The 24,146-nt window shown below is 71.6% G+C and carries 25 protein-coding genes; 17 read left to right on the forward strand and 8 right to left on the reverse strand.

What is annotated here, in order from left to right:
• Positions 1-64 precede the first annotated feature (64 nt).
• From ACZ7M2_RS17995 to ACZ7M2_RS18015, 5 genes are all read left to right on the forward strand, one after another.
• Positions 65-1,543 (forward strand): type III PLP-dependent enzyme domain-containing protein, encoded by a 1,479-nt coding sequence (locus ACZ7M2_RS17995; RefSeq protein ID WP_471596087.1) that lies wholly within the window; start codon positions 65-67, stop codon positions 1,541-1,543.
• 304 nt (positions 1,544-1,847) lie between these two features.
• On the forward strand, positions 1,848-2,246 hold the full coding sequence (locus ACZ7M2_RS18000) for a hypothetical protein (protein WP_054236907.1): 399 nt from the start codon (positions 1,848-1,850) through the stop codon (positions 2,244-2,246).
• 140 nt (positions 2,247-2,386) lie between these two features.
• The gene (locus ACZ7M2_RS18005) at positions 2,387-3,118 is read left to right on the forward strand and encodes a transcriptional regulator (protein WP_471596516.1); all 732 of its coding nucleotides are present in this window, start codon (positions 2,387-2,389) and stop codon (positions 3,116-3,118) included.
• Positions 3,119-3,156: 38 nt separating this feature from the next.
• Positions 3,157-3,660: a roadblock/LC7 domain-containing protein gene (locus ACZ7M2_RS18010; RefSeq protein WP_470059562.1), complete on the forward strand. Its 504-nt coding sequence runs from the start codon at positions 3,157-3,159 to the stop codon at positions 3,658-3,660.
• A 66-nt stretch (positions 3,661-3,726) separates the two neighbouring features.
• The gene (locus ACZ7M2_RS18015; protein ID WP_054231414.1) at positions 3,727-4,101 is read left to right on the forward strand and encodes a roadblock/LC7 domain-containing protein; all 375 of its coding nucleotides are present in this window, start codon (positions 3,727-3,729) and stop codon (positions 4,099-4,101) included.
• A 23-nt stretch (positions 4,102-4,124) separates the two neighbouring features.
• Here ACZ7M2_RS18015 and ACZ7M2_RS18020 read toward each other — a convergent pair whose 3' ends face one another.
• The 3 genes from ACZ7M2_RS18020 to ACZ7M2_RS18030 all read right to left on the reverse strand — a co-directional run bounded on the left by ACZ7M2_RS18020 (position 4,125) and on the right by ACZ7M2_RS18030 (position 7,386).
• The gene (locus ACZ7M2_RS18020; protein WP_471596088.1) at positions 4,125-4,694 is read right to left on the reverse strand and encodes a hypothetical protein; all 570 of its coding nucleotides are present in this window, start codon (positions 4,692-4,694) and stop codon (positions 4,125-4,127) included.
• A 104-nt stretch (positions 4,695-4,798) separates the two neighbouring features.
• Complete coding sequence (locus ACZ7M2_RS18025; RefSeq protein WP_261687714.1) at positions 4,799-5,632, reverse strand: MurR/RpiR family transcriptional regulator; 834 nt, start codon at positions 5,630-5,632, stop codon at positions 4,799-4,801.
• 113 nt (positions 5,633-5,745) lie between these two features.
• Positions 5,746-7,386: an aromatic amino acid ammonia-lyase gene (locus tag ACZ7M2_RS18030; RefSeq protein ID WP_471596089.1), complete on the reverse strand. Its 1,641-nt coding sequence runs from the start codon at positions 7,384-7,386 to the stop codon at positions 5,746-5,748.
• 142 nt (positions 7,387-7,528) lie between these two features.
• On the opposite strand from ACZ7M2_RS18030, the gene ACZ7M2_RS18035 reads away from it, so the two are divergent.
• The 4 genes from ACZ7M2_RS18035 to ACZ7M2_RS18050 are packed head-to-tail and all read left to right on the forward strand — an operon-like array spanning position 7,529 to position 10,836.
• On the forward strand, positions 7,529-8,578 hold the full coding sequence (locus ACZ7M2_RS18035; protein WP_352044397.1) for an ABC transporter ATP-binding protein: 1,050 nt from the start codon (positions 7,529-7,531) through the stop codon (positions 8,576-8,578).
• Complete coding sequence (locus ACZ7M2_RS18040; RefSeq protein WP_099922288.1) at positions 8,575-9,216, forward strand: ABC transporter permease; 642 nt, start codon at positions 8,575-8,577, stop codon at positions 9,214-9,216. The genes ACZ7M2_RS18035 and ACZ7M2_RS18040 overlap by 4 nt, the downstream gene beginning before the upstream one ends.
• Position 9,217: 1 nt before the next feature.
• On the forward strand, positions 9,218-9,889 hold the full coding sequence (locus ACZ7M2_RS18045) for an ABC transporter permease (RefSeq protein WP_075027332.1): 672 nt from the start codon (positions 9,218-9,220) through the stop codon (positions 9,887-9,889).
• Between the two features lie 14 nt (positions 9,890-9,903).
• Complete coding sequence (locus tag ACZ7M2_RS18050; RefSeq protein WP_471596090.1) at positions 9,904-10,836, forward strand: ABC transporter substrate-binding protein; 933 nt, start codon at positions 9,904-9,906, stop codon at positions 10,834-10,836.
• A gap of 496 nt (positions 10,837-11,332) precedes the next feature.
• Here the strand turns inward: ACZ7M2_RS18050 and ACZ7M2_RS18055 are convergent, their stop codons facing one another.
• Complete coding sequence (locus ACZ7M2_RS18055; protein WP_054231407.1) at positions 11,333-12,337, reverse strand: LacI family DNA-binding transcriptional regulator; 1,005 nt, start codon at positions 12,335-12,337, stop codon at positions 11,333-11,335.
• 204 nt (positions 12,338-12,541) lie between these two features.
• Between ACZ7M2_RS18055 and ACZ7M2_RS18060 the strand changes: the two genes are divergently transcribed.
• The 4 genes from ACZ7M2_RS18060 to ACZ7M2_RS18075 all read left to right on the forward strand — a co-directional run bounded on the left by ACZ7M2_RS18060 (position 12,542) and on the right by ACZ7M2_RS18075 (position 15,291).
• Positions 12,542-13,441, forward strand: coding sequence for an amidohydrolase family protein (locus tag ACZ7M2_RS18060; protein WP_471596091.1), 900 nt, complete (start codon positions 12,542-12,544; stop codon positions 13,439-13,441).
• Entirely contained in the window at positions 13,438-13,974 is a 537-nt protein-coding gene (locus tag ACZ7M2_RS18065; protein WP_471596092.1) for a cysteine dioxygenase, read from the forward strand. The genes ACZ7M2_RS18060 and ACZ7M2_RS18065 overlap by 4 nt, the downstream gene beginning before the upstream one ends.
• Before the next feature lie 131 nt (positions 13,975-14,105).
• On the forward strand, positions 14,106-14,771 hold the full coding sequence (locus ACZ7M2_RS18070; protein WP_471596093.1) for a carbonic anhydrase: 666 nt from the start codon (positions 14,106-14,108) through the stop codon (positions 14,769-14,771).
• 85 nt (positions 14,772-14,856) lie between these two features.
• Positions 14,857-15,291: a hypothetical protein gene (locus tag ACZ7M2_RS18075; RefSeq protein ID WP_471596094.1), complete on the forward strand. Its 435-nt coding sequence runs from the start codon at positions 14,857-14,859 to the stop codon at positions 15,289-15,291.
• A gap of 461 nt (positions 15,292-15,752) precedes the next feature.
• Here ACZ7M2_RS18075 and ACZ7M2_RS18080 read toward each other — a convergent pair whose 3' ends face one another.
• Entirely contained in the window at positions 15,753-17,147 is a 1,395-nt protein-coding gene (locus tag ACZ7M2_RS18080) for a cystathionine beta-synthase (RefSeq protein ID WP_352044391.1), read from the reverse strand.
• A gap of 143 nt (positions 17,148-17,290) precedes the next feature.
• Here ACZ7M2_RS18080 and ACZ7M2_RS18085 point away from each other — a divergent pair, with 143 nt between their 5' ends.
• From ACZ7M2_RS18085 to ACZ7M2_RS18095, 3 genes are all read left to right on the forward strand, one after another.
• Positions 17,291-18,316, forward strand: a complete 1,026-nt coding sequence (locus tag ACZ7M2_RS18085; protein WP_352044390.1) for an SGNH/GDSL hydrolase family protein — start codon at positions 17,291-17,293, stop codon at positions 18,314-18,316.
• A 396-nt stretch (positions 18,317-18,712) separates the two neighbouring features.
• Positions 18,713-19,933 (forward strand): acetyl-CoA C-acetyltransferase, encoded by a 1,221-nt coding sequence (locus ACZ7M2_RS18090; RefSeq protein WP_471596095.1) that lies wholly within the window; start codon positions 18,713-18,715, stop codon positions 19,931-19,933.
• 284 nt (positions 19,934-20,217) lie between these two features.
• Positions 20,218-21,003 (forward strand): hypothetical protein, encoded by a 786-nt coding sequence (locus ACZ7M2_RS18095; RefSeq protein ID WP_471596096.1) that lies wholly within the window; start codon positions 20,218-20,220, stop codon positions 21,001-21,003.
• A gap of 45 nt (positions 21,004-21,048) precedes the next feature.
• Here the strand turns inward: ACZ7M2_RS18095 and ACZ7M2_RS18100 are convergent, their stop codons facing one another.
• Complete coding sequence (locus tag ACZ7M2_RS18100) at positions 21,049-21,360, reverse strand: hypothetical protein (protein ID WP_471596097.1); 312 nt, start codon at positions 21,358-21,360, stop codon at positions 21,049-21,051.
• 103 nt (positions 21,361-21,463) lie between these two features.
• Here ACZ7M2_RS18100 and ACZ7M2_RS18105 point away from each other — a divergent pair, with 103 nt between their 5' ends.
• Positions 21,464-21,694, forward strand: coding sequence for a DUF4287 domain-containing protein (locus ACZ7M2_RS18105; protein ID WP_054237274.1), 231 nt, complete (start codon positions 21,464-21,466; stop codon positions 21,692-21,694).
• 107 nt (positions 21,695-21,801) lie between these two features.
• Here ACZ7M2_RS18105 and ACZ7M2_RS18110 read toward each other — a convergent pair whose 3' ends face one another.
• Together ACZ7M2_RS18110 and ACZ7M2_RS18115 are read right to left on the reverse strand one after the other, a co-directional pair.
• A complete protein-coding gene (locus ACZ7M2_RS18110) occupies positions 21,802-22,680 on the reverse strand; it encodes a Bax inhibitor-1/YccA family protein (protein WP_471596098.1) in 879 nt (292 codons plus the stop codon).
• A gap of 200 nt (positions 22,681-22,880) precedes the next feature.
• Complete coding sequence (locus ACZ7M2_RS18115) at positions 22,881-24,056, reverse strand: 4-hydroxybenzoate 3-monooxygenase (protein ID WP_471596099.1); 1,176 nt, start codon at positions 24,054-24,056, stop codon at positions 22,881-22,883.
• Positions 24,057-24,146 lie beyond the last annotated feature (90 nt).

Consider the following 24,146-nt stretch of genomic DNA (forward strand, 5'->3'; position numbering starts at 1 on the left):
GGATTCAGTGAGCGATGGGGCGGCAGGAACCAGGGTGCCTTCGACGGGGACGCCGTCGACCGGGATGTCTTCAGCGGCGGCGCCTTCGGGTGAGGCTTCGAGTGAGGCTTCGGCGGGCGGGGCGTCTTCGGGTGAGGCGCCTTCGGCGGGCTGGGGCGAGTCCGGCTCCGATCGCGTGGCACGGCGCGACGATGCCGTCCGGGCCGCCGTGGAGCATGGACTGCTGGGGCCCGAGGCCCCCATCATCGCCCTCCTCGACGTTCCCGGCATCAAGGCCTCGGTGGCGGAGCTGCGGGCCGCCTTCGACGCGGTGACGGCGCCGGGCACACCCGTGCTGCACGCCTTCGCGGTGAAGGCGACCCCGCTGGTGCCCGTACTGCGGCTGCTGCACGAGCACGGCATCGGCGCGGAGGTCGCGAGCCCCGGCGAGCTCGCCCTCGCCCGCGCGGCCGGAGTGCCACCCTCCGAGACCGTGCTCGACTCACCCGCCAAGACGATCGCCGAACTGCGCGAGGCGCTGGCGGTGGGCATCGCCGTCAACGCGGACAATCCGCAGGAGCTGGACCGCATCGACGGCCTGGTGGGGGACCCGCCCAACGGGCCGAACGGCGGTCCCGCGGGATCCCCGCACCCCCGCTCCCCCATCGGAATCCGGGTGAACCCGCAGGTCGGCGGGGGTTCCATCGAGGCGTTGTCCACGGCGACGGCGACCTCGAAGTTCGGGGTCGCGCTGCGCGACGAGGGTGCCCGGGAGTGGATCGTCCAGGCGTACGCCGACCGTCCGTGGCTGACCCGGCTGCACGCGCACACCGGATCGCAGGGCATCCCTCTCTCGCTGATGGCGCGGGGGGTCGCGGAGACGTACGCACTCGCCGAGGAGATCAACCGGCGCGTCGGGCGGCAGCAGATCGACACGCTCGACATCGGCGGCGGACTGCCGGTCAACTTCGGCTCCGACGTCACGACCCCCACGTACGCGCAGTACGCGCGGCTGCTCGCCGAGGCGGTGCCGGGGCTCTTCGACGGGCGGTACGGGCTGGTCACCGAGTTCGGGCGGTCGCTGCTGGCCAAGCACGGGACCGTGGTCGCGCGGGTCGAGTACGCGAAGTCCGCCGGAGGCCGGCCGGTCGCGGTGACCCACGCCGGGGTGCAGATCGCGACCCGCACGGTGTACGCGCCCGGGTCCTGGCCGCTGCGGATCGCCGCGTACGACGCGTTGGGGCGCCCCAAGGCGGGGCCGGACGTCGTCCAAGACATCGCGGGGCCCGCCTGTTTCGCGGGCGACCTGCTCGCCGAGGGGCGCGCGCTCCCGCTGCTCGAACAGGGTGACTACGCGGCGGCGTTGGACACGGGCGCGTACTACTTCGCCCACCATTACGCGTACAACTCCCTGGCCCGGCCGGGCGTTTACGGCTTCGCGCCGGTCGAGGGCGGCAACGGGGGCAGGGACGTGCGGTTCGCGGTCGTACGGGAGCCGCAGGGCGTCGAGGAGATCGTCGCGGAATCGGGCGGCGCGCGACCGACGGCACTCACGGCGCTGTAGCCGCCGACGCCCGGCACCTGGCACCTGGCACCTGGCACCCGGCACCCGGCACCCCGAAATAGAACACGGCGTGCGCCGCCTCGCCGCGCGCCCCCACGGACCTGCGAGCGCACCCTGGCGCGCCTTCGCAACGCTCTGACCGGCATCCGAGCAGCCTCAAGAGGGCTGAAAATATGGTCAGTTGACCCACCTTAGTCACCGCGCGCATGTTCCACAGGAAAATGCCAGATCCCTCACCCGTCGCGCACACGTTGCGTAACTTCGGCGTCACTCGGCCGAACCCTTTGGCGGGAGGGGATACGTGGTGCCCGGAATCGACGAGTGCCTACTGGAAGCCATGCGACTGCCCGGTGCCCGGGGCGCCGCGGTGGTCGACTGGACCAGCGGGCTGGCCCTGGGCACGGTCGGGGACGCCCCGGGCGGTGACCACGAGACGACCGCGGCGGAGGCGGCCGAGCTCGCCCGGCTCGCCGCGGAGCACAAGGCGTTCGCCCCGTCCGACGGGTCCGACTGGTCCGAGCAGGAGACCCCGGTCGAGGACCTGATCGTCAGCAACCGTGACAGCTACCACCTGCTGCGGTTCGTCAGGACCACGTTCGACAGCAGCGTGTTCCTGCATCTGTGGCTGGACCGGGCGGACGGCAATCTCGCGCTGGCCCGGATCCGGCTCGGCGAGATGGCCGGACGGCTGGTACTGGGATGACGACGGTCAGAACACCGCCCGCACTCGAACTCGCCGTGCACAAGGACAGCGGCCGGGACCACGACCGCAACAACGACAAAAACAACAACACCAACGACAACGACAACGACAGGGCGGCGGTCCCCGTCGGCCTCTCGCCCATGCTCAACCGACTCGCCGCCGAGCGGGCCACCGGCGTGCTGGTGCGCGAGCGCGGGGTGCTCTACCTCTGCGACGGAGAGGTCGTGCATGCCGAGAGCCCCGCCACCCCCTCGCTCGACGTGCTGCTCACCGCGCGCGGAGTGCTGGCGGCCGAGTCCTGGCGGGAGGCGGTCGCCGAGGCCGGGGCGCGGCGGCGGGTCGGGCGGTTCCTGGTCGAGCGCGGGCGGATCGCCGAGGGCGCGCTGGAGCTGTGCCATCTCGGGGCGCTGTACGACGCGGCGTACTTCGTGCTGGGGCCGAGCAGCACTCCGGCCCGGTTCCGGTACGGGGCCGCGCACTGGCTCGGCCCCGTGCGTCCCGTGCCCGTGGCCGCGGTGGAGCGTGAGACGCTGCGCCGTCGCCAGCTGCTGCACCGGGTCTGGCCCGACCCGGCGACGGACACCGCCCCGTTGGCACGCGCCCGGCGCGCCGCCGAGCCGTCGGTCCCCCTGCGCCAGTGGTCCGTGCTCGGCCGGGTGGACGGTCTGCGGACGGCGTCGGACATCTCGCTCGCGCTGGGGCGGCCCGCGTTCCACACCCTCGTCGACGTCCGCCGGCTGGCCGCGGCCGGGCTCGTCACGGCGGCGAACGCCCCGGAGCGTGCGCCGTTGCCCAAGGTGCTCACCCAGTCTTCCGCCGATCCCGACGTCGCGTTGTTGCGCCGGCTCCGAGACGCGCTGGAGGCCCTGTGATCCGCGCGCTGCGACAGCGTGCCGAGAGGAGACTGCTGATGGCGGCGGAACCCGAAGTCCTCGACGAGCTACACCGGTTGAGGGCCCGCGTGCCCCAGCTGACCGGTGCGCTGGCGGCCAGCGTCGACGGACTCGTACTCGCCCACGACACACCCGGAGTGGAGCCCGAGGGCGTGGCCGCGCTCACCGCGGCGGCGCTGGGGGTGGCCGTGCGGATGGCGGACGCCACCGGGCAGGGCGAGTTCCGCGAGCTGCTGGTGCGCGGCGTCGACGGCTATGTGGCGACGTACGCGGCGGGCGGCTCCGCCGTGCTGACGCTGCTGGCCCAGGACCGGGTCAACGTCGGCCGGCTGCATCTGGAGGGGCGCCGTTCCGGCACCCGGATCGGCGAGCTCGTGGAGGCCGCGACGGCGCGCGGCGAACCGGTCGCCCCGGCGCGGGCGCCCACGCGGGCCGCCTCCATGCCGACGCGCACCCGTACGGCGCGCGGCACTCCCCGCACGCCCCCGACCCCCAACACCCCCACCGCATCGGAAAGCTGACCGAAGAGTCGGACCGAAGGTCGGGCCGAAAAGTCGGACCGACAAGCCGAAAGGAAGAACCACATCATGACCAACACCGAAACCGCGCTGAAGGAAGCACTCGCCTCGATCGAGGGCGCGACCGGAGCCGCCCTCGTCGACTACACCAGCGGAATGGCGCTGGGCACGATCGGCGGCAGCAAGGGCTTCGACCTCACCGTGGCGGCGGCGGGCAACACCGACGTCGTCCGCGCCAAGATCCGCACCATGGAGCACCTCGGACTGAAGGGCGAGATCGAGGACATCCTGATCACGCTGTCCGACCAGTACCACCTGATCCGGCTGATCAAGGGGCGCGGCGGCAACGGGCTCTTCCTGTACCTGGTGCTCGACGCCAAGCGGTCCAACCTGGCGATGGCCCGGCACCAGCTGAAGAGGATCGAGGCGGACCTCGAGGTGTAGCGACCCCCTGTCGCCACCTCGGGTCAGCGGCGTCGCGCTCCGCCGGGCGCGGCGTCGCCGGCCGCCACTCCGGTGGCCCGGCAGGCCTTGACCGGTTTTCCGGCGGGAGCCCCGGCGCGTCGGCCGAGCCAGTCGACGCGCACCCAGATCAGCGCCTCCTCGGCGCGTTCCCGGCGTCCGAGCCAGCCGGCCTTGAGCCACAGCCCGGCGCCCGCGCCGGCGAGCAGCATGCCGCCCGCGGCGGGCACCGCGAAGGAGCTGCCGAGCGCGGCCACGAAGGCGAGCAGCAGCCACCAGCGATGGCCCCGGCGCCAGTTGCGTACCGTCACGGACCGGTCCTGGAGCACGTCCTGCTTGCCCGCGCGTGCGGCCGAGCGGACGAGTGCGGCGTACCGCTTCCTGCGGGTGTACGCCACCACGACGGCCGCGAGGATGAACAGCGCGGCGCCGGCCATGACCCCGATCCTGCGTCCGGTCAGCCCCGGCAACAGCACCCCGATACCGGCCGCGAACACCCCGAACCACCACAGTGGTGCCGCCCCGGCTCTCACCACGACGGCCACCCGAGCCAGCCCCTGCCCTCCGCGCGCCACGTTCTCCGCCTCCCGTGCTTGCGTCTTCAGCGTCTTTGGGCGGGCACGCTAACGAGCGAAGGTGAGACGAGTCTGAGAAGCGGGACCACTCCACCGAACCGTGACTACTCCACGAACAGGCCCCTGGCCGCCGCCCGCGCGTCGAACTCCTCCAGCCGCGTCTGGGCGTCCGGGATGTCGTCGCACATCGCCTCCAGCAGGACGCGCCCGAGGAGCATCGGGGAGCAGGCCGTGTCGAAGGCGAGCCCGGTGCCGACGGCGGCGGGCAGGAGGAGGTCCGAGACCTTGGCGACCGGCGCGAACGCGGAGTCCGCGACCGTCACCACCGTCAGCCCGGCCTCCTTGGCGTAGGCGAGCGAGTCCACGACCTCGCGCGGGTGGCGGGGCAGCGCGAAGCAGAGCAGGGCGGTGGCTCCGGCGTGGACGGCTGCGTCGATGCGGTCGTGCAGCATGGTGCCGCCCTCGTGCAGCAGCCGTACGTCCGGGTGGACCTTGGCGGCGAAGTACGCGAAGCCGTACGCCTGGGAGGCGGCGGCGCGCAGTCCGAGCACCGGGAGCGGACGGGAGGCGGCGAGCAGCCGTCCCGCGCGCTGCACCGGTCGCGGGTCGGCGAGCACCTCGGCGAGGTGCTTCAGGTTCTCGATCTCGGCCTCGACGGCCTGCTGGTACTCGTTGTACGAGCCCGGGGCCGCCGTCTGTTCGGTGGGCGCGACCTCGCGCAGGTGCTTGCGCAGCGCCGGGTAGCCGTCGAAGCCGAGCGCGACCGCGAAGCGGGTGACGGAGGGCTGGCTGACCCCGGCGAGTTCGGCGAGTTCGACGCTGGAGAGGAACGGCACGTCGGCGGCGCTGCGCACCATGCTGTGCGCGATGCGCCGTTGGGTGGGCGTCAGCCGGTGCCCCTCGAAGAGCGCCTGCAGGCGCCCGGCGGGACTGTCCATCACGCTCTCGTCGGCATGCAGGCCGGCCTTCACGCCGGCGGTCACGTCGGCCTTCATCCCGGCCTTCATGCCGGCTTTCGCCTCCGCGCTCACGTCCGTGTTCCTGTCCACGCTCATGACTCGCTCCCCCTCCAGATGTCCGTGAACCGGTCGAGCAGCGCGGCGGCGGCCGTCACGTCGTCCGTCAGCGGCCGGTCGGTCTGGTCCAGGCCGAGCACGGACTCGGCCAGTTCCATCGCCCGTCCGACCGGCAGCTCCGGGTCGGGCCGCAGATCGCGCTGGCGCAGCGCCCGTACGGCGGAGACCAGTTCGCAGCCCACGACGAGACGGTAGGCACCGCACGCCCGCAGTGTCTGCCGTGCGGCGAGCGAGGCGAAGCTCGCCTGTTCCTCGACGCCCCGGGAGAGTACAGCGTGGCCGAGCGAGGCGGGCGCGGAGAAGGCGCGCAGGTCGCCGAGGGCGGCCGCGGCGGCGTACTCCAGGATCATCACGCCGGAGGACGCGGGCTCGTGGTCGGCGAGGAAGGGCCGCAGGCGGGTGTAGGCGGGTTCGTTGAGGGTGGAGAGCCGGGAGGTCGACAGCCGCGCCACCTGTGTGACGGCGAGCCTGAAGTGGTCGAGCGCGAGGGCGAGTTGCGCCTGGTAGAAGCCGCCGTGGTGGTAAGCGGCCATGTCTTCGGGCGAGATGAGGGGGTTCTCGGCGGCGGCGTTGATCTCGACGACCAAGACCTCTTCGAGGGCGTCCGCGGCGTCCTGCGCGGGCCCGTGGATCTGCGGGACGCACCGGAAGCCGTACGGGTCCTGGATCCGCCCGAGCGGCGGGGTGGGCCGGTCCGCCGCCCCGATCAACTCCCGCATCCGGCGCGCGACTTCGGCCGAGCCCTTGTGCGGGCGCGCGGCGTGCACGGGCGCCGCGTACGCCTCGTGCGATCCGTCGACGGCCAGCAGGGACAGCGCGGCGACGACCTGGGTGGCCTCGATCAGCCCCCGCAGTTCGTCCAGGGCGAGCGCGGACTGCCCGAGGGTGAGGGCGTTGCTGCTGATGAGGGCGAGGGCGTCGTTGTTGTCGAGGGGCTGGGGTGCGGGGGGAAGACCCTGCCCGACGGACGACACGTCCTCCCCGAAGGACGTCACCCTCTCCCCGAGACCGAGCGGCGACGGCGCCTGGGCCTGGACCGACGGAGCCTGTACCCGGGGCGGTCCACCCTGCTCCGGCCCCCGCCAGGGATGCTCCCCCACCAGCGCCAGTCCCACCTGGGCCAGCGCCGCGATGTCCCCCGTACCCACCGACCCGAACTCGTTCACGACCGGGTACGCGCCGGTCTCCAGCGCCTCGCACAGCGCCGTGACGACGGTGGGCCGCAGGCCCGCTCCGCCCGCCAGGAGCTGGTTGGCGCGGACGGCGAGCATGGCCCGGACCTGGCGGGCGGGGAGCTCCTCGCCGATGGCACCGGCATGGCTGCGCAGCAGGCGCAGCCCGTGCTCGGCGGCGGCCTCGGTCGGCACGTCCTCGTTCCGGTTGGCGCCGACGCCGGTGGAGCGCCCGTAGACGCGACCGGTGGCGGCGATCTGCCGGGCGGCGTCCCAGGACTGCTCGACACGCTTCATCGCCTCGGTGCCGGGAACGGGCCGCGCGGCCCCGTCGGCGAGCCGCACGATGTCGGCGACACCGGTGCTGCACCCGTCGAGCACCACGAGACCGGTGGTGAGACCGGCCACCACCGCACGCGACGTGTCCGCATTCCGAGACGACATAGAGCAAAAACTCCCCTCAATCCGGACATTGGATCTTGCCTGGTGGCCATAAGTAACCAGCGATTAACACCGGACCGTTGACAACCTATTCAGGTACAGAGAACTCTGCATGACGATATGCAGACCGGGCAAGGGACACCTCATGATCCAGTTCGACACGGTCCACAAGCGCTTCCCCAACGGCACCACCGCAGTCCACGACCTCTCTCTGGAGATGCCGGAAGGCGGCGTGACCGTCCTCGTCGGATCTTCCGGTTGCGGTAAGACCACCACCCTCCGGATGATCAACCGGATGGTCGATCCGACCTCCGGCACCATCCGCGTCGGCGGCAAGGACGTCCTCGAGCAGGACGCGGCCGAACTGCGCCGCTCCATCGGGTACGTCATCCAGCAGGCCGGCCTCTTCCCGCACCGCACGGTGCTCGACAACATCGCCACCGTGCCGCTGCTGCTGGGCTGGGGCCGCAAGAAGGCCAGGGCGCGGGCGGCCGAGCTCCTGGAGACCGTCGGCCTCGCCGCCGACGCGGGCAAGCGCTACCCGCACCAGCTCTCCGGCGGCCAGCAGCAGCGCGTCGGCGTGGCCCGCGCGCTCGCCGCCGACCCGCCCGTCCTGCTCATGGACGAGCCCTTCGGCGCGGTCGACCCGGTCGTCCGCACCCAGCTCCAGGACGAACTGCTCCGCCTCCAGAAGGAGCTCAGCAAGACCATCGTCTTCGTCACCCACGACATCGACGAGGCCGTCCGGCTCGGCGACCAGATCGCGATCTTCCGCACCGGCGGCCATCTGGTGCAGTGCGCGACCCCGGCCGACCTGCTCGCCCGCCCCGCGGACGACTTCGTCGCCGACTTCCTCGGCGCCGAGCGGGGCCTGAAGCTCCTCTCGCTCCAGCACCTCACCGACGTACCGCAGGGCCCGGCCCCCGAGGGCGGCGCCTGGACCCTCGTCCTCGACGAGGCCCGCAAGCCGCGGCACTGGCGGGCGACGGCGGACGACGCCGAACTCCCCGTACGACCGCTGAGGGACACCGACTCCCTGCTGGCGGCGCTCAACGAGTCCATCGCCTCGCCCACCGGACTGGTGGCGCGTGTGGACGCCGACGGCGTGCTCACCGGCGTCACCTCCCGCGACGACATCCACGAGCACGCGAGCAAGGCGCACGGCACCCACGGCACCGCGAGCGTGGCGATATGACCGTCGACTGGTCCTGGATAGGCGACCACACCCACGACCTCACCTCCCTCGCCCTCTCTCACCTCCAGGCCGCGCTGCTGGCCGTCTTCTTCGGCCTGCTGATCTCCCTCCCGCTGGCCGTCGTGGCCCACCGGGTGCGCGCCCTGCGCGGCGTGCTCCTCGGCCTCTCGAACGTCCTCTTCACGATCCCGTCGATCGCGATCTTCGTCCTCCTGCTCCCGGTGAGCGGTCTGACCCGCACCACCACGGTCATCGGCCTGACGGTCTACACCCTGGTCGTCCTGCTCCGGAACACGGTCGAGGGCCTCGACTCGGTCCCCGTGAAGACCAAGGAGGCCGCCAAGGCGATGGGCACCCGCCCGCTGCGGACCCTGCTCACCGTCGAACTCCCGCTCGCCCTCCCCGTGATCATGGCGGGTGTGCGGATCGCGACGGTCATGTCGATCTCCTTGGTCTCCGTCGCCACCTACATCGGCGACGGCGGACTCGGCCAGCTCTTCACGGACGGTTTCCAGCGCAACTTCCCGACGCCGGTGATCGTCGGCGTGGTCCTGACCCTGCTGCTCGCGCTGGTCGCGGACGCGCTGCTGGTCGCGATCCAGTACGTACTCACTCCGTGGACGAGGCGGCGAGCCTGACATGTACGAACTCTTCAAGAACCTCGCCAAGTGGCTGGTCAGCGGCGATCAGTGGGCCGGCACCGACGGCATCGCGCACCGGATCGCCGAGCACCTGGAGTACTCGCTCTTCGCCACCCTCATCGCGGCCGCGATCGCGCTCCCGCTCGGCCTGCTGATCGGTCACACCGGCAAGGGCGCCTTCCTCGCCATCAACCTGTCCTCCTTCGGCCGGGCGCTGCCGACCGTGGGCCTGGTCGTCCTGGTCTTCCTGGTCAGCGGCCTGTCGCTGTGGTCGGTGTACGTGGCCCTCGTCGTCCTCGCGGTACCTGCCATCGTCACCAACACCTACGCCGGCATGAGCGCCGTCGACCCGGAGGTGAAGGACGCGGCGCGGGGCCAGGGCATGCGCGGCCACCAGGTCCTGTTCCAGGTCGAGATTCCGCTGGCCCTCCCCCTGATCATGACGGGCCTGCGCCTCTCCCTCATCCAGGTGGTGTCCACCGCCACGATCGCCGCGTACGTCAGCTTCGGCGGCCTCGGCCGGTACGTCTTCGACGGCCTGGCGCAGCGCGATCTCGTCCAGGTTCTCGGCGGGGCGGCGCTGGTCGCGATCGTCGCCGTCGTGCTCGACCTCGCGCTGGCCGGACTCCAGCGCTACCTGTTCCGTCACCGCCGTACCGCCGCCCACTGAGGAGCCGAAGAACCATGAACCGTAGGACTCTGCTCGGCGGCCTCTTCGCCGCGGCCTCCGTCCCCGCCCTGGCCGCCTGCAGCAGCGGCATCACCTCGCTGGACAATTCCGGCGGCGGCAGCGGCGGCGGCTCCGGATCCAGCGCCGGCGGCGTGACCATCGGCACCGCCAACTTCACCGAGAACCAGGTCCTCGGCTACCTGTACGCGGGTGTCCTGGACGCCGCGGGCATCAAGACGAAGGTCCGCCCCAACCTCGGCTCACGCGAGATCGTCGTGCCCGCGCTGGAGGGCGGCGACATCGACCTCCTCCCCGAATACCAGGGCAGCCTGCTCCTGTACCTGGACGACAAGGCCACGGACACCGAGGCCGGGGCGATGCAGAACACGTTGACGACGGTGCTCCCCGGCGGCCTCGAGGTCCTCCCCTACGCGGCGGCCGAGGACCGCGACAGCTTCGCCGTCACCAAGGAGACGGCGGCCAAGTACGGTCTGACCTCCCTCGCCGACCTGCGCAAGGCCAACGGCAAACTGGTCCTGGGTGCCGCCGCCGAGATGAAGAAGCGGGTCGTCGGTGTCGTGGGCCTCAAGGACCGCTACGGGGTGGAGTTCAAGGAGTTCAAGTCCCTCGATTCCTCGGGCCCGTTGGTCAAGGGCGCCCTGAAGAAGGGCGACATCGACGTCGCCAACGTCTTCACCACGGACGTGGACGTCATCGAGAACGGCTGGGTCGTCCTCACCGACCCCCTCAACCTGATCCCCTCCCAGCACATCGTCCCCCTCATCGCCTCCCGCAAGGCCGACGCGAAGGTCCGCAAGGCGCTGGCCACCCTCGGCAACGTCCTCACCTCCGAGGAACTGACCAAGCTCAACCGCCTGGTGGACAAGGAGAAGAAGGACCCGGACGCGGTCGCCAACGCCTGGCTGAAGACCAAGAAACTGTCCTGACCCCCTCCCTCGGGGCGGCACCCCAGACCCAGCGAGTGGTTCCTCAACTGCCGCCCGGCGGGGGCTTCGCCCCGCATCCCCCGTCTGCCCGTTTGGTTTGGCTGCGGGTGGGTGGGGGCCGGTCGCGCAGTTCCCCGCGCCCCTAGAGGGCGCCGGCGCGCATCTTCCAGCCCGTCCGGCGTTTGAGGACGAGGCCCTTCAGGCCGATGCGGGGGTCCAGGGGGCGGAGCCCCATGGGGGTCCGGGGGCAGAGCCCCATGGGGGTGCAGGGGCAGAGTCCGATGGGGGTGCAGGGGCAGAGTCCGATGGGGGTCCAGGGGCAGAGTCCCATGGGGGTCCAGGGGCAGAGTCCCATGGGGGTCCAGGGGGCGGAGCCCCCGGTGGGGTGCAGGGGCGAAGCCCCGCCCGGGGGGGCGCCCCGCCCCCGGCGGGGTCGAAGGGGCGGAGCCCCTGGGGATGGGACGGGTAGGGGCGGCGGGGGCGAGAAAACCGTGGGCTATACCCGGACCGCCGAGCCCCGTTCGCTCATCCTCGGCGCACAAAGAATCCGCTTCTTACGGACCCGCTTCCCCTCGATCGCCGCGACCGTCAAGCGTGCGGCCTCCGCGGCGATCTCCGGGAGCCCCCAGTCCACCGTGGTCAGCGGCGGGGTGAGGACCCGGGACACGGGGTGGTCGTCGAAGCCGACCACCGAGACGTCCCGGCCGACGGACAGCGACGCCTCGGCGGCGGCGGCATACACCCCGTACGCCAGCGAGTCGGAGAAACAGAAGACGGCGGTCGCGGGCCGGGGCCCGTCCAGAAGGCGGCGGGCGACAACCGTGGCCTCGCCCAACTCCTGCGGACACGGAACCAGTTCGGCACGCAGCCCGAGCCGTTCGGCGGCCTCGCGGACGTACACGTCGGCGGGCCGGTCGGGCGTGCTCGGCCGGGTCGGCGTCAGCACGGTCACCCGGCGGTGGCCGAGCCCATACAGATATTCCAGGACCGAGTCGATGCCGGCCCGGTTGTCGAAGATGACCTGCCCGGCGGTACGGGCCGTGCTGAGCGAGTCCCCGACGGCCACCACCGGCAACGCGTCGGCGATCGCCGCCCACTCCTCGGCCGAGGGGTTCACCGGTGACACCAGCAACGCGTCGACACGCTGGTCGCGCAGCTGCTTGGCGAGCTTCAGCTCACGGTCGGGGTCACCGCCCGCGTCGAGGATCAGCGCGTAGCGGTCGCCGGCCAGCAGCTCCCGGCCGATGGCGGCCATCAGCTGCTGCTGCCAGAGGTCCTGAAGGTCGCCCGCGAGGACACCGACCATGCTGGTGCGCCCGCTGGCGAGGGCGCGGGCGATGGGATCGGCCTCGTAGCCGAGCTCGGCGGCGGCCTTGCGCACCCGTTCCTCGGTCTCCTTCGAGACGTGCTTGCCCCGCAGGGCGTAGGAGACGGCGGCGGTGGAGAGACCAGTGGCCTCGGCCACCTCCCGGAGGGTGGTGCGCTTATTGGGCCTGGCCATGCCGGGAAGCCTACCGGGACACGTCCACATTGTGAGCGCAAGGCCCGGCCGACCCCTGGCCGATCTCCAGCCGATCCTCCGGCCGACCCCCCACCCACACACCGCCCCCACTCCGCCCGCGCGCTTGACGCCCTCTTGTTAACCGCTTAAGTTAATCGCATCACTGAAGCGCTTAACCTCAGTCCACCCAGCGAGGACCGCCGCGTGCCCACCGACGTCCACCAGCACATCTGGCCGCCCGCCTTCGTCGAGCTACTGCGCGCCCGCACCGCACCGCCGTACCTCGACGGCTGGACCCTGCACCTGGCGGGCGAGCCGCCGTACGAGGTCGACCCGGCCGACCACGACATCGCGGCCCGCACCGCACTCGCCCACGCCGACGGCCTGGACCTGGCCCTGGTCTCCCTCTCCAGCCCGCTCGGCATCGAACACCTGCCGCCCGCCGAGGCCGCCCCGCTGCTCGCCGCCTTCCACGACGGCGCCCTCGCGCTCCCGGCCCCCTTCGGCGTCTGGGCCTCGCCCTGCCTGTCGGAACCGGAAACAGCCCCGGACGCGGTCGAGCGCGAACTCCGCCGGGGCTGCGCAGGCCTCCAGCTCCCCGCCACCGCCCTGCTGGACGCGGCCGGCTGGGACTTCTGCGCACCCCTCCTCGACGTCCTCACCCGCCACGACAAGCCGGTGTTCGTCCACCCGGGCACGGCCCCGCCCACCCCCGGCACGCCGCCCTGGTGGCCCGCGCTGGTCCCGTACGTCCACCAGATGCACGCGTCCTGGTTCGCCTTCCGCGCCTTCGGCCGCGCCCGTCACCCCCGTCTGCGCGTCTGTTTCGCCGCCCTCGCGGGACTCGCCCCGCTGCACGGCGAACGGTTCGCGGCGCGCGGCGGCGGGCGCGGCGAGGTCGACTTCGGCGCCTTCTACGAGACCTCGTCGTACGGGACGCGCGCCGTGGACGCGCTCGTGCGGGCCGTCGGCATCGACGTGGTCGTCAGCGGCAGCGACCGCCCCTATGCCTCGCCCACCGTCCCCGACCTCGGCGCGGCCGCCGCCGTCCACGCCTTGCGCACCGTCAACCCCGCCCGCCTCCTGAAGGGAGCCACCCCATGACGTACGAGGCCCTGCCGGACCGCACGCTCGACAAGCGCGAGCTCCAGGCCCTCGTCGACGACCTCGCCACCCGCCCCGAACTCTGGCGCGAACAGGTCGCGTTCTCCGACGAGGAGCGGCACTACGCGTCGCTGTACCGCGACGAGTACGTCGATGTCTGGCTGCTGTGCTGGACCCGGCGCAACGACACCGGCTGGCACGATCACGACATCTCCTCCGGCGCGGTCGGCGTCGTGCAGGGCGCGCTGACCGAGTCCAACCCGCGCATCGGCGGCAGCCATCTGTCCGTCACCGTCGGCGAGGGCGAGTCCTTCTGCTTCGGTCCCGAGCACATCCACCGTCTGACCGGCGCCACCGACGACGCGGTGTCGATCCACGCGTATTCGCCGCCGCTGTGGCGCCTGGGCCAGTACGACATCACCGAGGACGGCCTGATGCGCCGGATCTCCGTCTCGTACGCGGACGAGCTGCGGCCCCTGGACCTCCCCGTGGACCTTCCCGTGGGCCTTCCCGCGGACAGCTCCGCCGCCTGATCAAGGGGCGGTATCCCGGCAGCGATGATCCGACGACGATTCAACCAAGGATCATCAAACCGACACTCAAGGTGAGTTCACATGTGCGTACGGTGATTGAGCGCTACAGGCACAACTCCTGAGGGAGCGTCATGCCCTCGAACCGCAGGGCCTTTCTGGCGGCCACCACCGCCTCCGTACTCACCGCCACCGCGTCGACTCCGGCCGTCGCCGCGCCCCGATCCCGGCCGGCGACCGCCCGCGCGGCGCTCGACGAACTTCTCGCGGGCAACCGGCGGTACGCCGCCGGGCAGCCCCGTCATCCGCACGAGGAGCGCGCCCGGCGGCATGTCCTCGCCGCCGGGCAGCACCCGTTCGCGGTCGTCATCGGCTGCATCGACTCCCGTGTCCCGCCCGAGCTGGTCTTCGACCAGGGGATCGGGGACCTGCTCTGCATAAGGACCGCCGGGCAGGTGCTCGACGAGGCGGTCCTCGCATCCGTCCAGTACGGGGTGGCGGAGCTGGGCGTTCCCCTCGTGCTGGTGCTGGGGCACGAGCGCTGCGGGGCCGTCGCGGCGACGCTCGAACACCTCCGTACGGGGGCACCCGTGCCCGGCCATCTCGCCCTTCTGGTGGACGAGATCACGCCCGCGGCGCTCCGCACCCGGGCGGTGCCCGGGGACTGGGCCGACCACACCGTACGGGCGCACGCGGCCTGGGTCCGGGACGCGATCCGGGCGGACCCGGCCTTCGCCGCGGCGCATGTGGCCGCCGCGCGGTTCGACCTCGACTCCAGCCTGGTCACCCTCCTCCCCTAGAGCCTCCCCCCGGGGGTGCGGCCCAGCCCCAACAGGGGGGCTAACCCCAGTGCCACGGGGGCCGTCGCTCTCTAACGTGAACAGCATGACCGGTAGGGAAGCGGGCGGCGACGCCGAACTGAAGAAGGAACTCGACGCCACCCTGCACGCGCGCAGGGAGTTGGGCGAGGAGTACGAGTCCGCGCTCGTCGACTCGTTCCTGGAGAAGGTCGAACAGCGTGTCGACGGCGCGGTGGACCGCCGGGTACGGCGGCAGCTGGCCGAGCAGCAGATGGTGGTGGCCCGCGGTGCGCGCTCCCCGGAGGGGACGGCCGACTCGTGGGGGGAGCGCTTCGGTTTCGGGATCGTGTCGCTGGTCCTGGCGGTCCCGCTGTCCGCGATCGGCGGCGGCGTGGCGCATCTGCCCGGCCTGTTGGTCGCCTGGGCCGGCATCGTGGGCGTCAACGTGGTCCAGGCCGCGCGCGTCACCCCGAGCTTCTTCGGCCGCCGCAGGGGCAAGGACTCCGACTGGGAGGACTAGGCGAGCGAGGAGCGTCGGTACATCGCGACGTACCCACGGGAAGGGCCCGGCACCTGACTGGTGCCGGGCCCTTCTCACGTATTGCGCGGGGACCGCCGCACCCCCGTTACCGGGGGGCGGGACGACGGCGGTCCCCGCGAGGGACGCGGGCCGGGTCAGGGCCGGGCTTGCGCGTCCGTGGCGTCCATGGAGGTCCGGGAGCCGCTCCGGAGGTCCTTGGCGCCGTTTTGGCGTCGGCCGGGGCGGGGAGCCGCTCCCGCCCTGCCGACACCCACTAATGTGCCGGACCCGTGTTAAGCGGGTGCTGCGCGGACGTGACGCGCTCGTACCACTTCCGCGAAGTTCCCTGCCGAAAGGCAGGAAGATCCCGCTCAGGAGGGGAACTTCGGGAAATATCCTCCTGCCACCTGCGGAAATCGCCCTGACCGGCGCCTTCTTGCCCACGGGCCGCCCATCGGCGTCTACTGCTTGGCGCCGCCCTTGGCGAGGAAGGACAGCAGGTCCTGGCGGCTGACGACACCGGTGGGCTTGCCCTCGACGAGCACGATCGCCGCGTCGGCGCTGCCGAGCACGGACATCAGGTCGCCGACCGGTTCGCCGGAGCCGACCTGCGGCAGCGGCGCCGACATGTGCTTCTCCAGCGGGTCCTGCAGCGAGGCGCGCTGGGTGAACAGGGCGTCGAGCAGCTCCCGTTCGACGACGGACCCGACGACCTCGGCGGCCATCACGTCCGGGTGACCGGCGCCCGGCTTCACGATCGGCATCTGGGAGACGCCGTACTCGCGCAGCACCTCGATGGCCTCACCGACCGTCTCGTCCGGGTGCATGTGGACGAGGGAGGGGATGGAGCCGGACACCTTGTCGTTGAGCACGTCCGCGACGCGCGCGCTCGGGCCGGAGTCCTCCAGGAACCCGTAGTCGGCCATCCACTCGTCGTTGAAGATCTTGCTGAGGTAACCGCGCCCGCTGTCGGGGAGGAGCACGACCACGACGTCGTCGGGTCCGAGCCGCTCGGCCACCCGCAGCGCGGCGACCACGGCCATCCCGCAGGAGCCGCCGACGAGCAGACCCTCCTCCTTCGCGAGCCGCCGCGTCATCTGGAAGGAGTCCTTGTCGGACACGGCCACGATCTCGTCCGCGACCGTACGGTCGTACGCCGTCGGCCAGAAGTCCTCACCGACGCCCTCGACGAGGTACGGCCGCCCGGACCCGCCCGAGTACACGGACCCCTCCGGGTCGGCGCCGACGACCTTGACCCTGCCGTCGCTCGCGTCCTTCAGATAGCGCCCGGTCCCGGAGATCGTGCCGCCGGTGCCGACGCCCGCCACGAAATGGGTGATCCTCCCCTCCGTCTGCTCCCACAGCTCGGGGCCGGTGGAGTGATAGTGCGAGAGGGGGTTGTTCGGGTTGGAGTACTGGTCGGGCTTCCAGGCGCCGGGCGTCTCACGGACCAGCCGGTCGGAGACGTTGTAGTACGAGTCCGGGTGCTCCGGGTCGACGGCCGTGGGGCAGACGACGACCTCGGCGCCGTACGCCCGCAGCACGTTGATCTTGTCCGTGCTCACCTTGTCGGGGCAGACGAAGATGCACTTGTAGCCCTTCTGCTGGGCCACGATGGCCAGCCCGACCCCGGTGTTTCCGCTGGTCGGCTCGACGATCGTGCCGCCGGGCTTGAGGGCGCCGCTCTCCTCCGCGGCCTCGATCATGCGCAGGGCGATGCGGTCCTTCACGGACCCGCCGGGGTTGAAGTACTCAACCTTCGCCAGGACGGTCGCCTGGATGCCCCCGGTCACGTTGTTGAGCCTCACCAGCGGGGTGTTGCCGACGAGACTGATCATCGAGTCGTGGAATTGCACCGTTGTCTCCGGAGCTGCGTTTTAACAGGAATGGTCCCGTCAGCCTAAGGCCCTGGGTGACGGTTCACTCGCCGTTGAGATTGGCCGACCTGCTCCACGGGGCAAGCAGTGTTTGTACGGCTACGAGGAGGTGGCGGCGACGTATGTCGAGCTTGTCGAGGGCGAGGGTGGCACGGCGGATCGCGGCGGGCGCGGCGTACGGCGGCGGCGGGATCGGGCTGGTGGGTGCCGCGACGGTCGGGCTGGTGCTGGCCGAGGTGCAGCTGGCGAAGCGCCATGTGGGCAACGGGCACGCGCACGCGCCCCGCGCGGACGGTCTCTACGGGTACGCGTACGCCGTGCAGGACGGGCCGCCGCTGCGGTTGACCATGCTGGGTGACTCGACGGCGGCCGGGCAGGGCGTGCACCGGGCCCGCCAGACGCCCGGCGCGCTGCTCGCGTCCGGGCTCGCGGCGGTCGCCGAACGCCCCGTGGAGATGTGGAACGTCGCGCTGCCCGGCGCCCAGTCCGACGACCTCGACCGGCAGGTCGCGGTCGCCCTCGCGGACACCTCGCGGGTGCCGGACGTCTGCGTGATCATGATCGGCGCCAACGATGTCACCCATCGGATGCCGCCGACGCGGTCGGTCCGCCATCTGTCGGCCGCGGTGCGACGGCTGCGTACGGCGGGGGCGGAGGTGGTCGTCGGGACCTGCCCCGACCTGGGCACGGTGGAGCAGGTCCAGCAGCCGCTGCGCTGGCTGGCCCGCCGCGCCTCGCGCCAGCTCGCCGCCGCGCAGACCATCGGCACGGTCGAGCAGGGCGGCCGTACCGTCTCGCTGGGCGACCTGCTGGGACCCGAGTTCGAGGCGAATCCGCGTGAGCTGTTCGGCCCTGACAACTACCACCCCTCGGCGGAGGGGTACGCGACGGCGGCGATGGCCGTCCTTCCCACCGTCTGCGCGGCGCTGGGCCTCTGGCCGGCCGAGGAGGAACGCCCGGACGTCTCTCGTCGCGAGGGCTTCCTGCCGGTTGCGCGGGCCGCGGCGGAGGCGGCGTCCGAGCCGGGCACGGAGGTCACGGCCGCCATGCCCACGGGGCCGCGGGGCCCGTGGGCCCTCCTCAAGCGCCGCCGGCGCCGGCGCGTCCCCGCCACGGACCCGGCTCCCGCGCCGACGCCTTCCGCGTGAGACGGCGGGCACCGAGGGTGTGTTCTCCGGCTGCCGGTGCGAAGGGCCTCCGGCTGCGGGTGCGTGAGGGGTGTGTTCTCCGGCTGCGGGTGCGAGGGGGCTGGTCGCGCAGTTCCTCGCGCCCCTCAAGGCGGGGCTTCGCCCCGGATCCCCGGCCGCCCGACGGTCCTCGGCTGCCGGCCGGTGGGGGCTCGTCGCGCGGTTCCCCGCGCCCCCAAGGCGGGGCTGCGCCCCGGATTCCCGTGTCGCTGAATGGCTTCGGCAAGCGAGGTGAGGAAAGCAAGCGCTTAGAAATGCGGTCCTAGTCACACCGTCGGAGCGGTGACCCGGGCGGTACGGGCGGGTAACTTCCCAAGCAGCCCTGCCCGTCCACCCCATAGCGCCCATGGAGCCGTGATGCCCGAAGCCGTGATCGTCTCGACCGCCCGTTCCCCCATCGGCCGCGCTTTCAAGGGCTCCCTCAAGGACCTCCGCCCGGACGACCTCACCGCCACGATCATTCAGGCCGCCCTCGCCAAGGTCCCCGAGCTGGACCCCAAGGACATCGACGACCTGATGCTCGGCTGCGGCCTCCCCGGCGGCGAGCAGGGCAACAACCTCGGCCGCATCGTCGCCGTGCAGATGGGCATGGACCACCTCCCGGGCTGCACCATCACCCGTTACTGTTCCTCGTCCCTCCAGACGAGCCGCATGGCCCTGCACGCCATCAAGGCCGGCGAGGGCGACGTCTTCATCTCGGCCGGCGTCGAGCTGGTCTCCCGCTTCACCAAGGGCAACTCCGACTCCCTCCCCGACACGCGCAACCCCTTCTTCGCGGAGGCCGAGGCCCGCACCGAGGCCGTGGCCCAGTCCGAGGGCTCGACCTGGCACGACCCGCGCGAGGACGGCCTCGTCCCGGACGCCTACATCGCGATGGGCCAGACCGCCGAGAACCTCGCCCGCATCAAGGGCGTCACCCGCCAGGACATGGACGAGTTCGGCGTCCGCTCCCAGAACCTCGCCGAGGAAGCCATCAAGAACGGCTTCTGGGAGCGCGAGATCACCCCGGTCACCACCCCCGACGGCACGGTCGTCAGCAAGGACGACGGCCCGCGCGCGGGCGTGACGCTGGAGGGCGTCCAGGGCCTCAAGCCCGTCTTCCGCCCCGACGGCATGGTCACGGCCGGCAACTGCTGCCCCCTCAACGACGGCGCCGCCGCCCTCGTGATCATGTCCGACACGAAGGCCCGCGAGCTCGGCCTCACCCCGCTCGCCCGCATCGTGTCGACCGGCGTCACCGGCCTCTCCCCCGAGATCATGGGCCTCGGCCCGGTGGAGGCCAGCAAGCAGGCCCTCCAGCGCGCCAGCCTGACCGTCGACGACATCGACCTCTTCGAGATCAACGAGGCCTTCGCCGCCCAGGTGATCCCCTCCTACCGCGACCTGAACATCCCGCTGGACAAGCTGAACGTGAACGGCGGCGCCATCGCCGTCGGCCACCCCTTCGGCATGACCGGCGCCCGCATCACCGGCACCCTCATCAACTCCCTCCAGTTCCACGACAAGCAGTTCGGCCTGGAGACGATGTGCGTGGGCGGCGGCCAGGGCATGGCGATGGTCATCGAGCGCCTCAGCTAATCCGTACGGGTAATCACCACTGAGCCCAGCGTGACCGAATCGGCCCAGAGCCCAGTAACCACCGGGACTCTGGGCCGATTTGTGATCCAATCCCCCCCAAGATGTGACCTATCTCCCCTCGGAGAGCCATTTACGCAGGTCAGAGCCGCTGCGCAGCTAAACCCGAGGGCCAAAGTCCTGTCCTATTCGTGACGTTACGCACTGACAGCAGGATGGTCCGCCCTTCAAGCTGATGTAGGAAGTCGGGGGGTCGACTTTGAACCGGGAGTACGTCAGTGAGCGCCATGCCAATTGCTTTGCTGCTCACCACCGCCGCGACCGCGGCTGTGGGCGTCGCCGTTCTGCGCACCCTGCAGGGTCTGCGCCGGCAGGTCGCGGCCCTGCACAAGGAGCTGGCCGAGAGCCGCGCCACGAACATCCCGCACGGCCTCGTACCGGCGGCGCGCTCCGCCGCGGACACGGACGAGATACGCGCTGCCGTCGCCGACGCGCTCGCCGAGGAGCGGGAGCGTGAGCTCGCCGAGGCACGGGCGTTCTGGGCCGCCCAGGAGGCACGTGACGTCTCGGACGCGCCCTCGCTGCTCGGTCTGCCCGACAGCGAACTGTTCATGCCCCGCGAGTCGGACTTCTTGAGCCTGGATTCCCTGGAGCCGGTGACCGAGGCGGGCCTCGACACCGACGAGTACGCCGGTGACTCGCCCGAACTGGCCGCGGCCCGCCGCCGTCACCCCTCGCACCCGGACTTCGTCCCGGTCCAGTCGCCCGTCGTGAACGACCACGAGCGCACGGTGTCCTGCCTGGAGGAGCTCGCCGAGTCCGGCACGGAGCTGGCGGACGTCCGCCCCGGACCGCTCGGCACCCTCGACGTCTACGTCTTCGCCGACGGTACGACCCTGTGCATGACCCCCGGCCACCGCGAAACCGCGGAACGGCTGGCGGCGGCCCTGCGCGCCGGTGAATCCCCGGTCCTCCTCGGCGGCTCCGGCGTCTCCGGCGCCTACGCCCTGACCTTCGCCTGCGGCGAGGAGAGCATCTACATCCTGGCGGACAGGGTCATAGCGTCCCTGTAGGTCCCCATGGGCCTCCGTAGGTCCCTGCAGGCCCCTGAACCGGCGTCACACCCCGGCTCTCTTCTGCGCCCCCTCCACCAACATCAACGCCTCCGCGAGCTCCCCCTCGTCTTTCAGGACGACCGCCAAATCATGCGCGGCGACGGTGATTTGATCGGCGACGGCGAACATCCCCGCGTCCGGCATCTCCAAGGGCTCGGCCGCGGGGTCCTCCACACGCTGCGCCCACCGTGCGAACTCCCTGGCCAGCCCCAGCGCCTCCGCGGCGGCCCCCCGTTGCAGCCGGCTCTGCGGTGCGGCCCGCAACCGGTCGGCGAAGTGGTCAACGGCTCGGGTCAGCGGCGTCGTATCAAGCACGCCGCGAGACTACGCGCCGCGACGGGACTGTTGCCAACAACCGAACCCTCAGGCACCGTGGCGTGAAGGACCGGCTTACACCCCATTGCGTCCGGAGGCGCCGATGTCCCAAGTGTTCTCCCAGGAGACCCACCGCAATCTGCTCGCCCGCATCCCCCATTGCACCGGTCGTGAAGTATCCGACTGGCTGCGCACCGTCGACGAAGGCCCCGCTCTCTTCCGCTTCGAGGAGAAGGTCAGCTGGCTCCGCGCCGAGCACAACCTCGCGTACGGCCACGCCAAGGCGATCATTCATGAGTACGACTTGAGGAGGGCCGCGCGCAAACTGCTCTGAGCGCGCACCACCACCAGGACCAGGCATCCCCATGGCAAAGGGCCCGCGAACCGTCGGTTCGCGGGCCCTTCAGGTCGGTCACCGGCCCGTTCGGCCGGCGGGGTCGGCTAGTCGTCGCCGCTGAAGATGGCGACCAGCCGCAGCATCTCGATGTAGATCCACACGAGGGTCATGGTCAGGCCGAACGCGGCCAGCCAGGCCTCCTCCTTCGGCGCGCCGTACGCGATGCCGTCCTCGATCTGCTTGAAGTCGAGGGTCAGGAAGAACGCGCCGATCAGGATCGCCAGGATGCCGACGATCGCGCCCAGCGGGCCCATGCTGCGCAGTCCGCCGTCGTTGGCGACGCCGAAGACGACGAGCAGCAGGTTGACCGCCGTGACGACCACGAAGGCGATCGCGATGGTCATACCGATGCGCGCGTACCGCGCGGTCACCCGGACCCAGCCCGCCTTGTAGACGAGGAGGGTCGCTCCGGATACCGCCATGGTGCCAAGCACGGCCTGGAAGGGCGCGCCGCTCCACCGGCTGTTGTACATCTCGCTGATGACCCCGAGGAAGACGCCCTCGAAGGCGGCGTATCCGAGGATCAGCGCGGGCGAGGCCGTGCGCTTGAAGGACTGCACCATCGCGAGGACGAACGCGACGAGCGCGGCGCCGATGGCGAGCCCGTAGCTGGTGCTGGTCACCGGAAGCAGCGCCCAGGCGAGGATCGCGCCCACGGTGACGGTGCCGAGCGTCATGGCCGAGCGCATGACGACGTCGTCCATCGTCATCCGGCCGGTGGAGACCGGGGCCTGCGGCGGTGCGCCGTGCTGCAGGTCCTGCTGGGCGTAAGGGTTCTGCGCGTAGGGGTTGCCACCCTGCGCGTACGGATTGGCCTGCGTGCCGACAGCGGGTCCCCCGGCCTGCGGCGCCGCGTTGAATCCCGCGTAGCCGTTGTCGCGGCTGAACCCCCGTCGCGAGAAGACCGGGTTGCTGCTCCTCATTTCACTCCTCCATGGCCACCGTGCGTGGCCTTGGCCTCAAGGGTAATGGGTAGGCAAAGGATTGACCCTACTGCTTGGGGAGGATCTTTCCCTCACGCTGCCAAGGTACGCGTGTGTCTCCCGGCCCGCGCGCACTGGTACCAAGCCGTGACAGGCCCCCCTACGCCCTGCTGGGCGGGGCTTCGGGGCTCTGGCGGCGATCAGCCCAGAGGAAACCCGGTGTAACCCTCCGCCAGGTCCGTCTCGGCCGCCCGTGAAGTGGCGATCCGGCGCAGCCGGGCCAGCTGGACGCGGTCCTCGAAGGGGGTCGCGTCCGGGGCGCGGTGCAGCAGGGTGGTCATGTCGTACGAGAACCGCTCGGCCTGCCAGACGCGGCGCAGACAGGTCTCGGAATACGCGTCGAGACGTTCCGCCGATCCGGTCTCCTCCAGGTGGACCAGCGCGCGGGCGAACGTCACCACGTCGCCGACGGCGAGGTTGAGCCCTTTGGCGCCGGTCGGGGGAACGATGTGGGCGGCGTCCCCGGCGAGGAAGAGCCGCCCGTGCCGCATGGGCTCGTGGACGTGACTGCGCATCGGGGTGACGGACTTGGAGGTGATGGCCCCGCGCTGCAGACTCCACCCGTCGGCGGTCTCGAAGCGCCGCTCCAGCTCGTCCCAGATCTCCTCGTCCGCCCACGAACCGGCGTCCGTGCCCTCGGGCACCTGGAGGTAGAGCCGGGAGACGGCGGGCGAGCGCATGCTGAGCAGGGCGAAGCCGCGGTCGTGGCGGGCGTAGACCAGTTCGTCGTGGGAGGGCGGCACGTCGGCGAGAATCCCGAGCCAGCTGAAGGGGTACGTCCGCTCGAACACGCGGGAGTGCTCGGCGGGTATCGCCCGCCGGGCCGCCCCCCAGAACCCGTCGCAGCCGACGACGTAATCGCACTCCAGTACGTCCTCGCGCCCCTCGTGCCGGAAGCGGACCCGCGGCCGGTCGCTCTCCGCCTCCTCCACCGCCAGCGCCTCGGCCTCGAAGAGCAGCGGGCCGCCCTCCTTGAGCTGGAGCGCGATGAGGTCCTTGCAGACCTCCGTCTGGGCGTACACCATCACGGAGCTGCCGCCGGTCAGGGCGGGGAAGTCGACCCGGTGCCGCTCCCGCGCGAACCGCAGCTCGATCCCGTCGTGCCGCAGCCCCTCCCGGTTCATCCGGCCGCCGACCCCGGCGGCCCGCAGCACGTCCACCGTCCCCTGCTCCAGGATCCCGGCGCGCTGGCGCTGCTCGACGTACGCCCGGTCGCGGCTCTCCAGCACGACGGAGTCGATCCCCGCGTTGTGCAGCAGCCGCGCCAGCAGCAGGCCGGCCGGCCCGGCTCCGATGATTCCGACGGTGGTACGCATCCGGCACGCCCCTTCGCGTTCCGCTCAGCCCGCAGTCCGGCTTGTTCACCCGACGGCTCGTTCGTCTGACGGCTTGTTCGCCTGAGAGTT

This window comes from Streptomyces sp. NPDC111507 (genome assembly GCF_055638955.1).

Bases quoted from the DNA above. Each gene is read 5' to 3' on its own strand.
- ACZ7M2_RS18070 (WP_471596093.1), top strand. From the start codon at position 14,106: ATGCCCTCGAACCGCAGGGCCTTTCTGGCGGCCACCACCGCCTCCGTA.
- ACZ7M2_RS18040 (WP_099922288.1), top strand. From the start codon at position 8,575: ATGACCGTCGACTGGTCCTGGATAGGCGACCACACCCACGACCTCACC.
- ACZ7M2_RS18025 (WP_261687714.1), bottom strand. From the start codon at position 5,632: ATGGACAGTCCCGCCGGGCGCCTGCAGGCGCTCTTCGAGGGGCACCGG.
- ACZ7M2_RS18110 (WP_471596098.1), bottom strand. From the start codon at position 22,680: ATGAGGAGCAGCAACCCGGTCTTCTCGCGACGGGGGTTCAGCCGCGAC.
- ACZ7M2_RS18090 (WP_471596095.1), top strand. From the start codon at position 18,713: ATGCCCGAAGCCGTGATCGTCTCGACCGCCCGTTCCCCCATCGGCCGC.
- ACZ7M2_RS18065 (WP_471596092.1), top strand. From the start codon at position 13,438: ATGACGTACGAGGCCCTGCCGGACCGCACGCTCGACAAGCGCGAGCTC.
- ACZ7M2_RS18115 (WP_471596099.1), bottom strand. From the start codon at position 24,056: ATGCGTACCACCGTCGGAATCATCGGAGCCGGGCCGGCCGGCCTGCTG.
- ACZ7M2_RS18045 (WP_075027332.1), top strand. From the start codon at position 9,218: ATGTACGAACTCTTCAAGAACCTCGCCAAGTGGCTGGTCAGCGGCGAT.
- ACZ7M2_RS18035 (WP_352044397.1), top strand. From the start codon at position 7,529: ATGATCCAGTTCGACACGGTCCACAAGCGCTTCCCCAACGGCACCACC.
- ACZ7M2_RS18055 (WP_054231407.1), bottom strand. From the start codon at position 12,337: ATGGCCAGGCCCAATAAGCGCACCACCCTCCGGGAGGTGGCCGAGGCC.
- ACZ7M2_RS18050 (WP_471596090.1), top strand. From the start codon at position 9,904: ATGAACCGTAGGACTCTGCTCGGCGGCCTCTTCGCCGCGGCCTCCGTC.
- ACZ7M2_RS18085 (WP_352044390.1), top strand. From the start codon at position 17,291: ATGTCGAGCTTGTCGAGGGCGAGGGTGGCACGGCGGATCGCGGCGGGC.
- ACZ7M2_RS17995 (WP_471596087.1), top strand. From the start codon at position 65: ATGTCTTCAGCGGCGGCGCCTTCGGGTGAGGCTTCGAGTGAGGCTTCG.
- ACZ7M2_RS18075 (WP_471596094.1), top strand. From the start codon at position 14,857: ATGACCGGTAGGGAAGCGGGCGGCGACGCCGAACTGAAGAAGGAACTC.
- ACZ7M2_RS18030 (WP_471596089.1), bottom strand. From the start codon at position 7,386: ATGTCGTCTCGGAATGCGGACACGTCGCGTGCGGTGGTGGCCGGTCTC.
- ACZ7M2_RS18105 (WP_054237274.1), top strand. From the start codon at position 21,464: ATGTCCCAAGTGTTCTCCCAGGAGACCCACCGCAATCTGCTCGCCCGC.
- ACZ7M2_RS18095 (WP_471596096.1), top strand. From the start codon at position 20,218: ATGCCAATTGCTTTGCTGCTCACCACCGCCGCGACCGCGGCTGTGGGC.
- ACZ7M2_RS18015 (WP_054231414.1), top strand. From the start codon at position 3,727: ATGACCAACACCGAAACCGCGCTGAAGGAAGCACTCGCCTCGATCGAG.
- ACZ7M2_RS18010 (WP_470059562.1), top strand. From the start codon at position 3,157: ATGGCGGCGGAACCCGAAGTCCTCGACGAGCTACACCGGTTGAGGGCC.
- ACZ7M2_RS18005 (WP_471596516.1), top strand. From the start codon at position 2,387: ATGCTCAACCGACTCGCCGCCGAGCGGGCCACCGGCGTGCTGGTGCGC.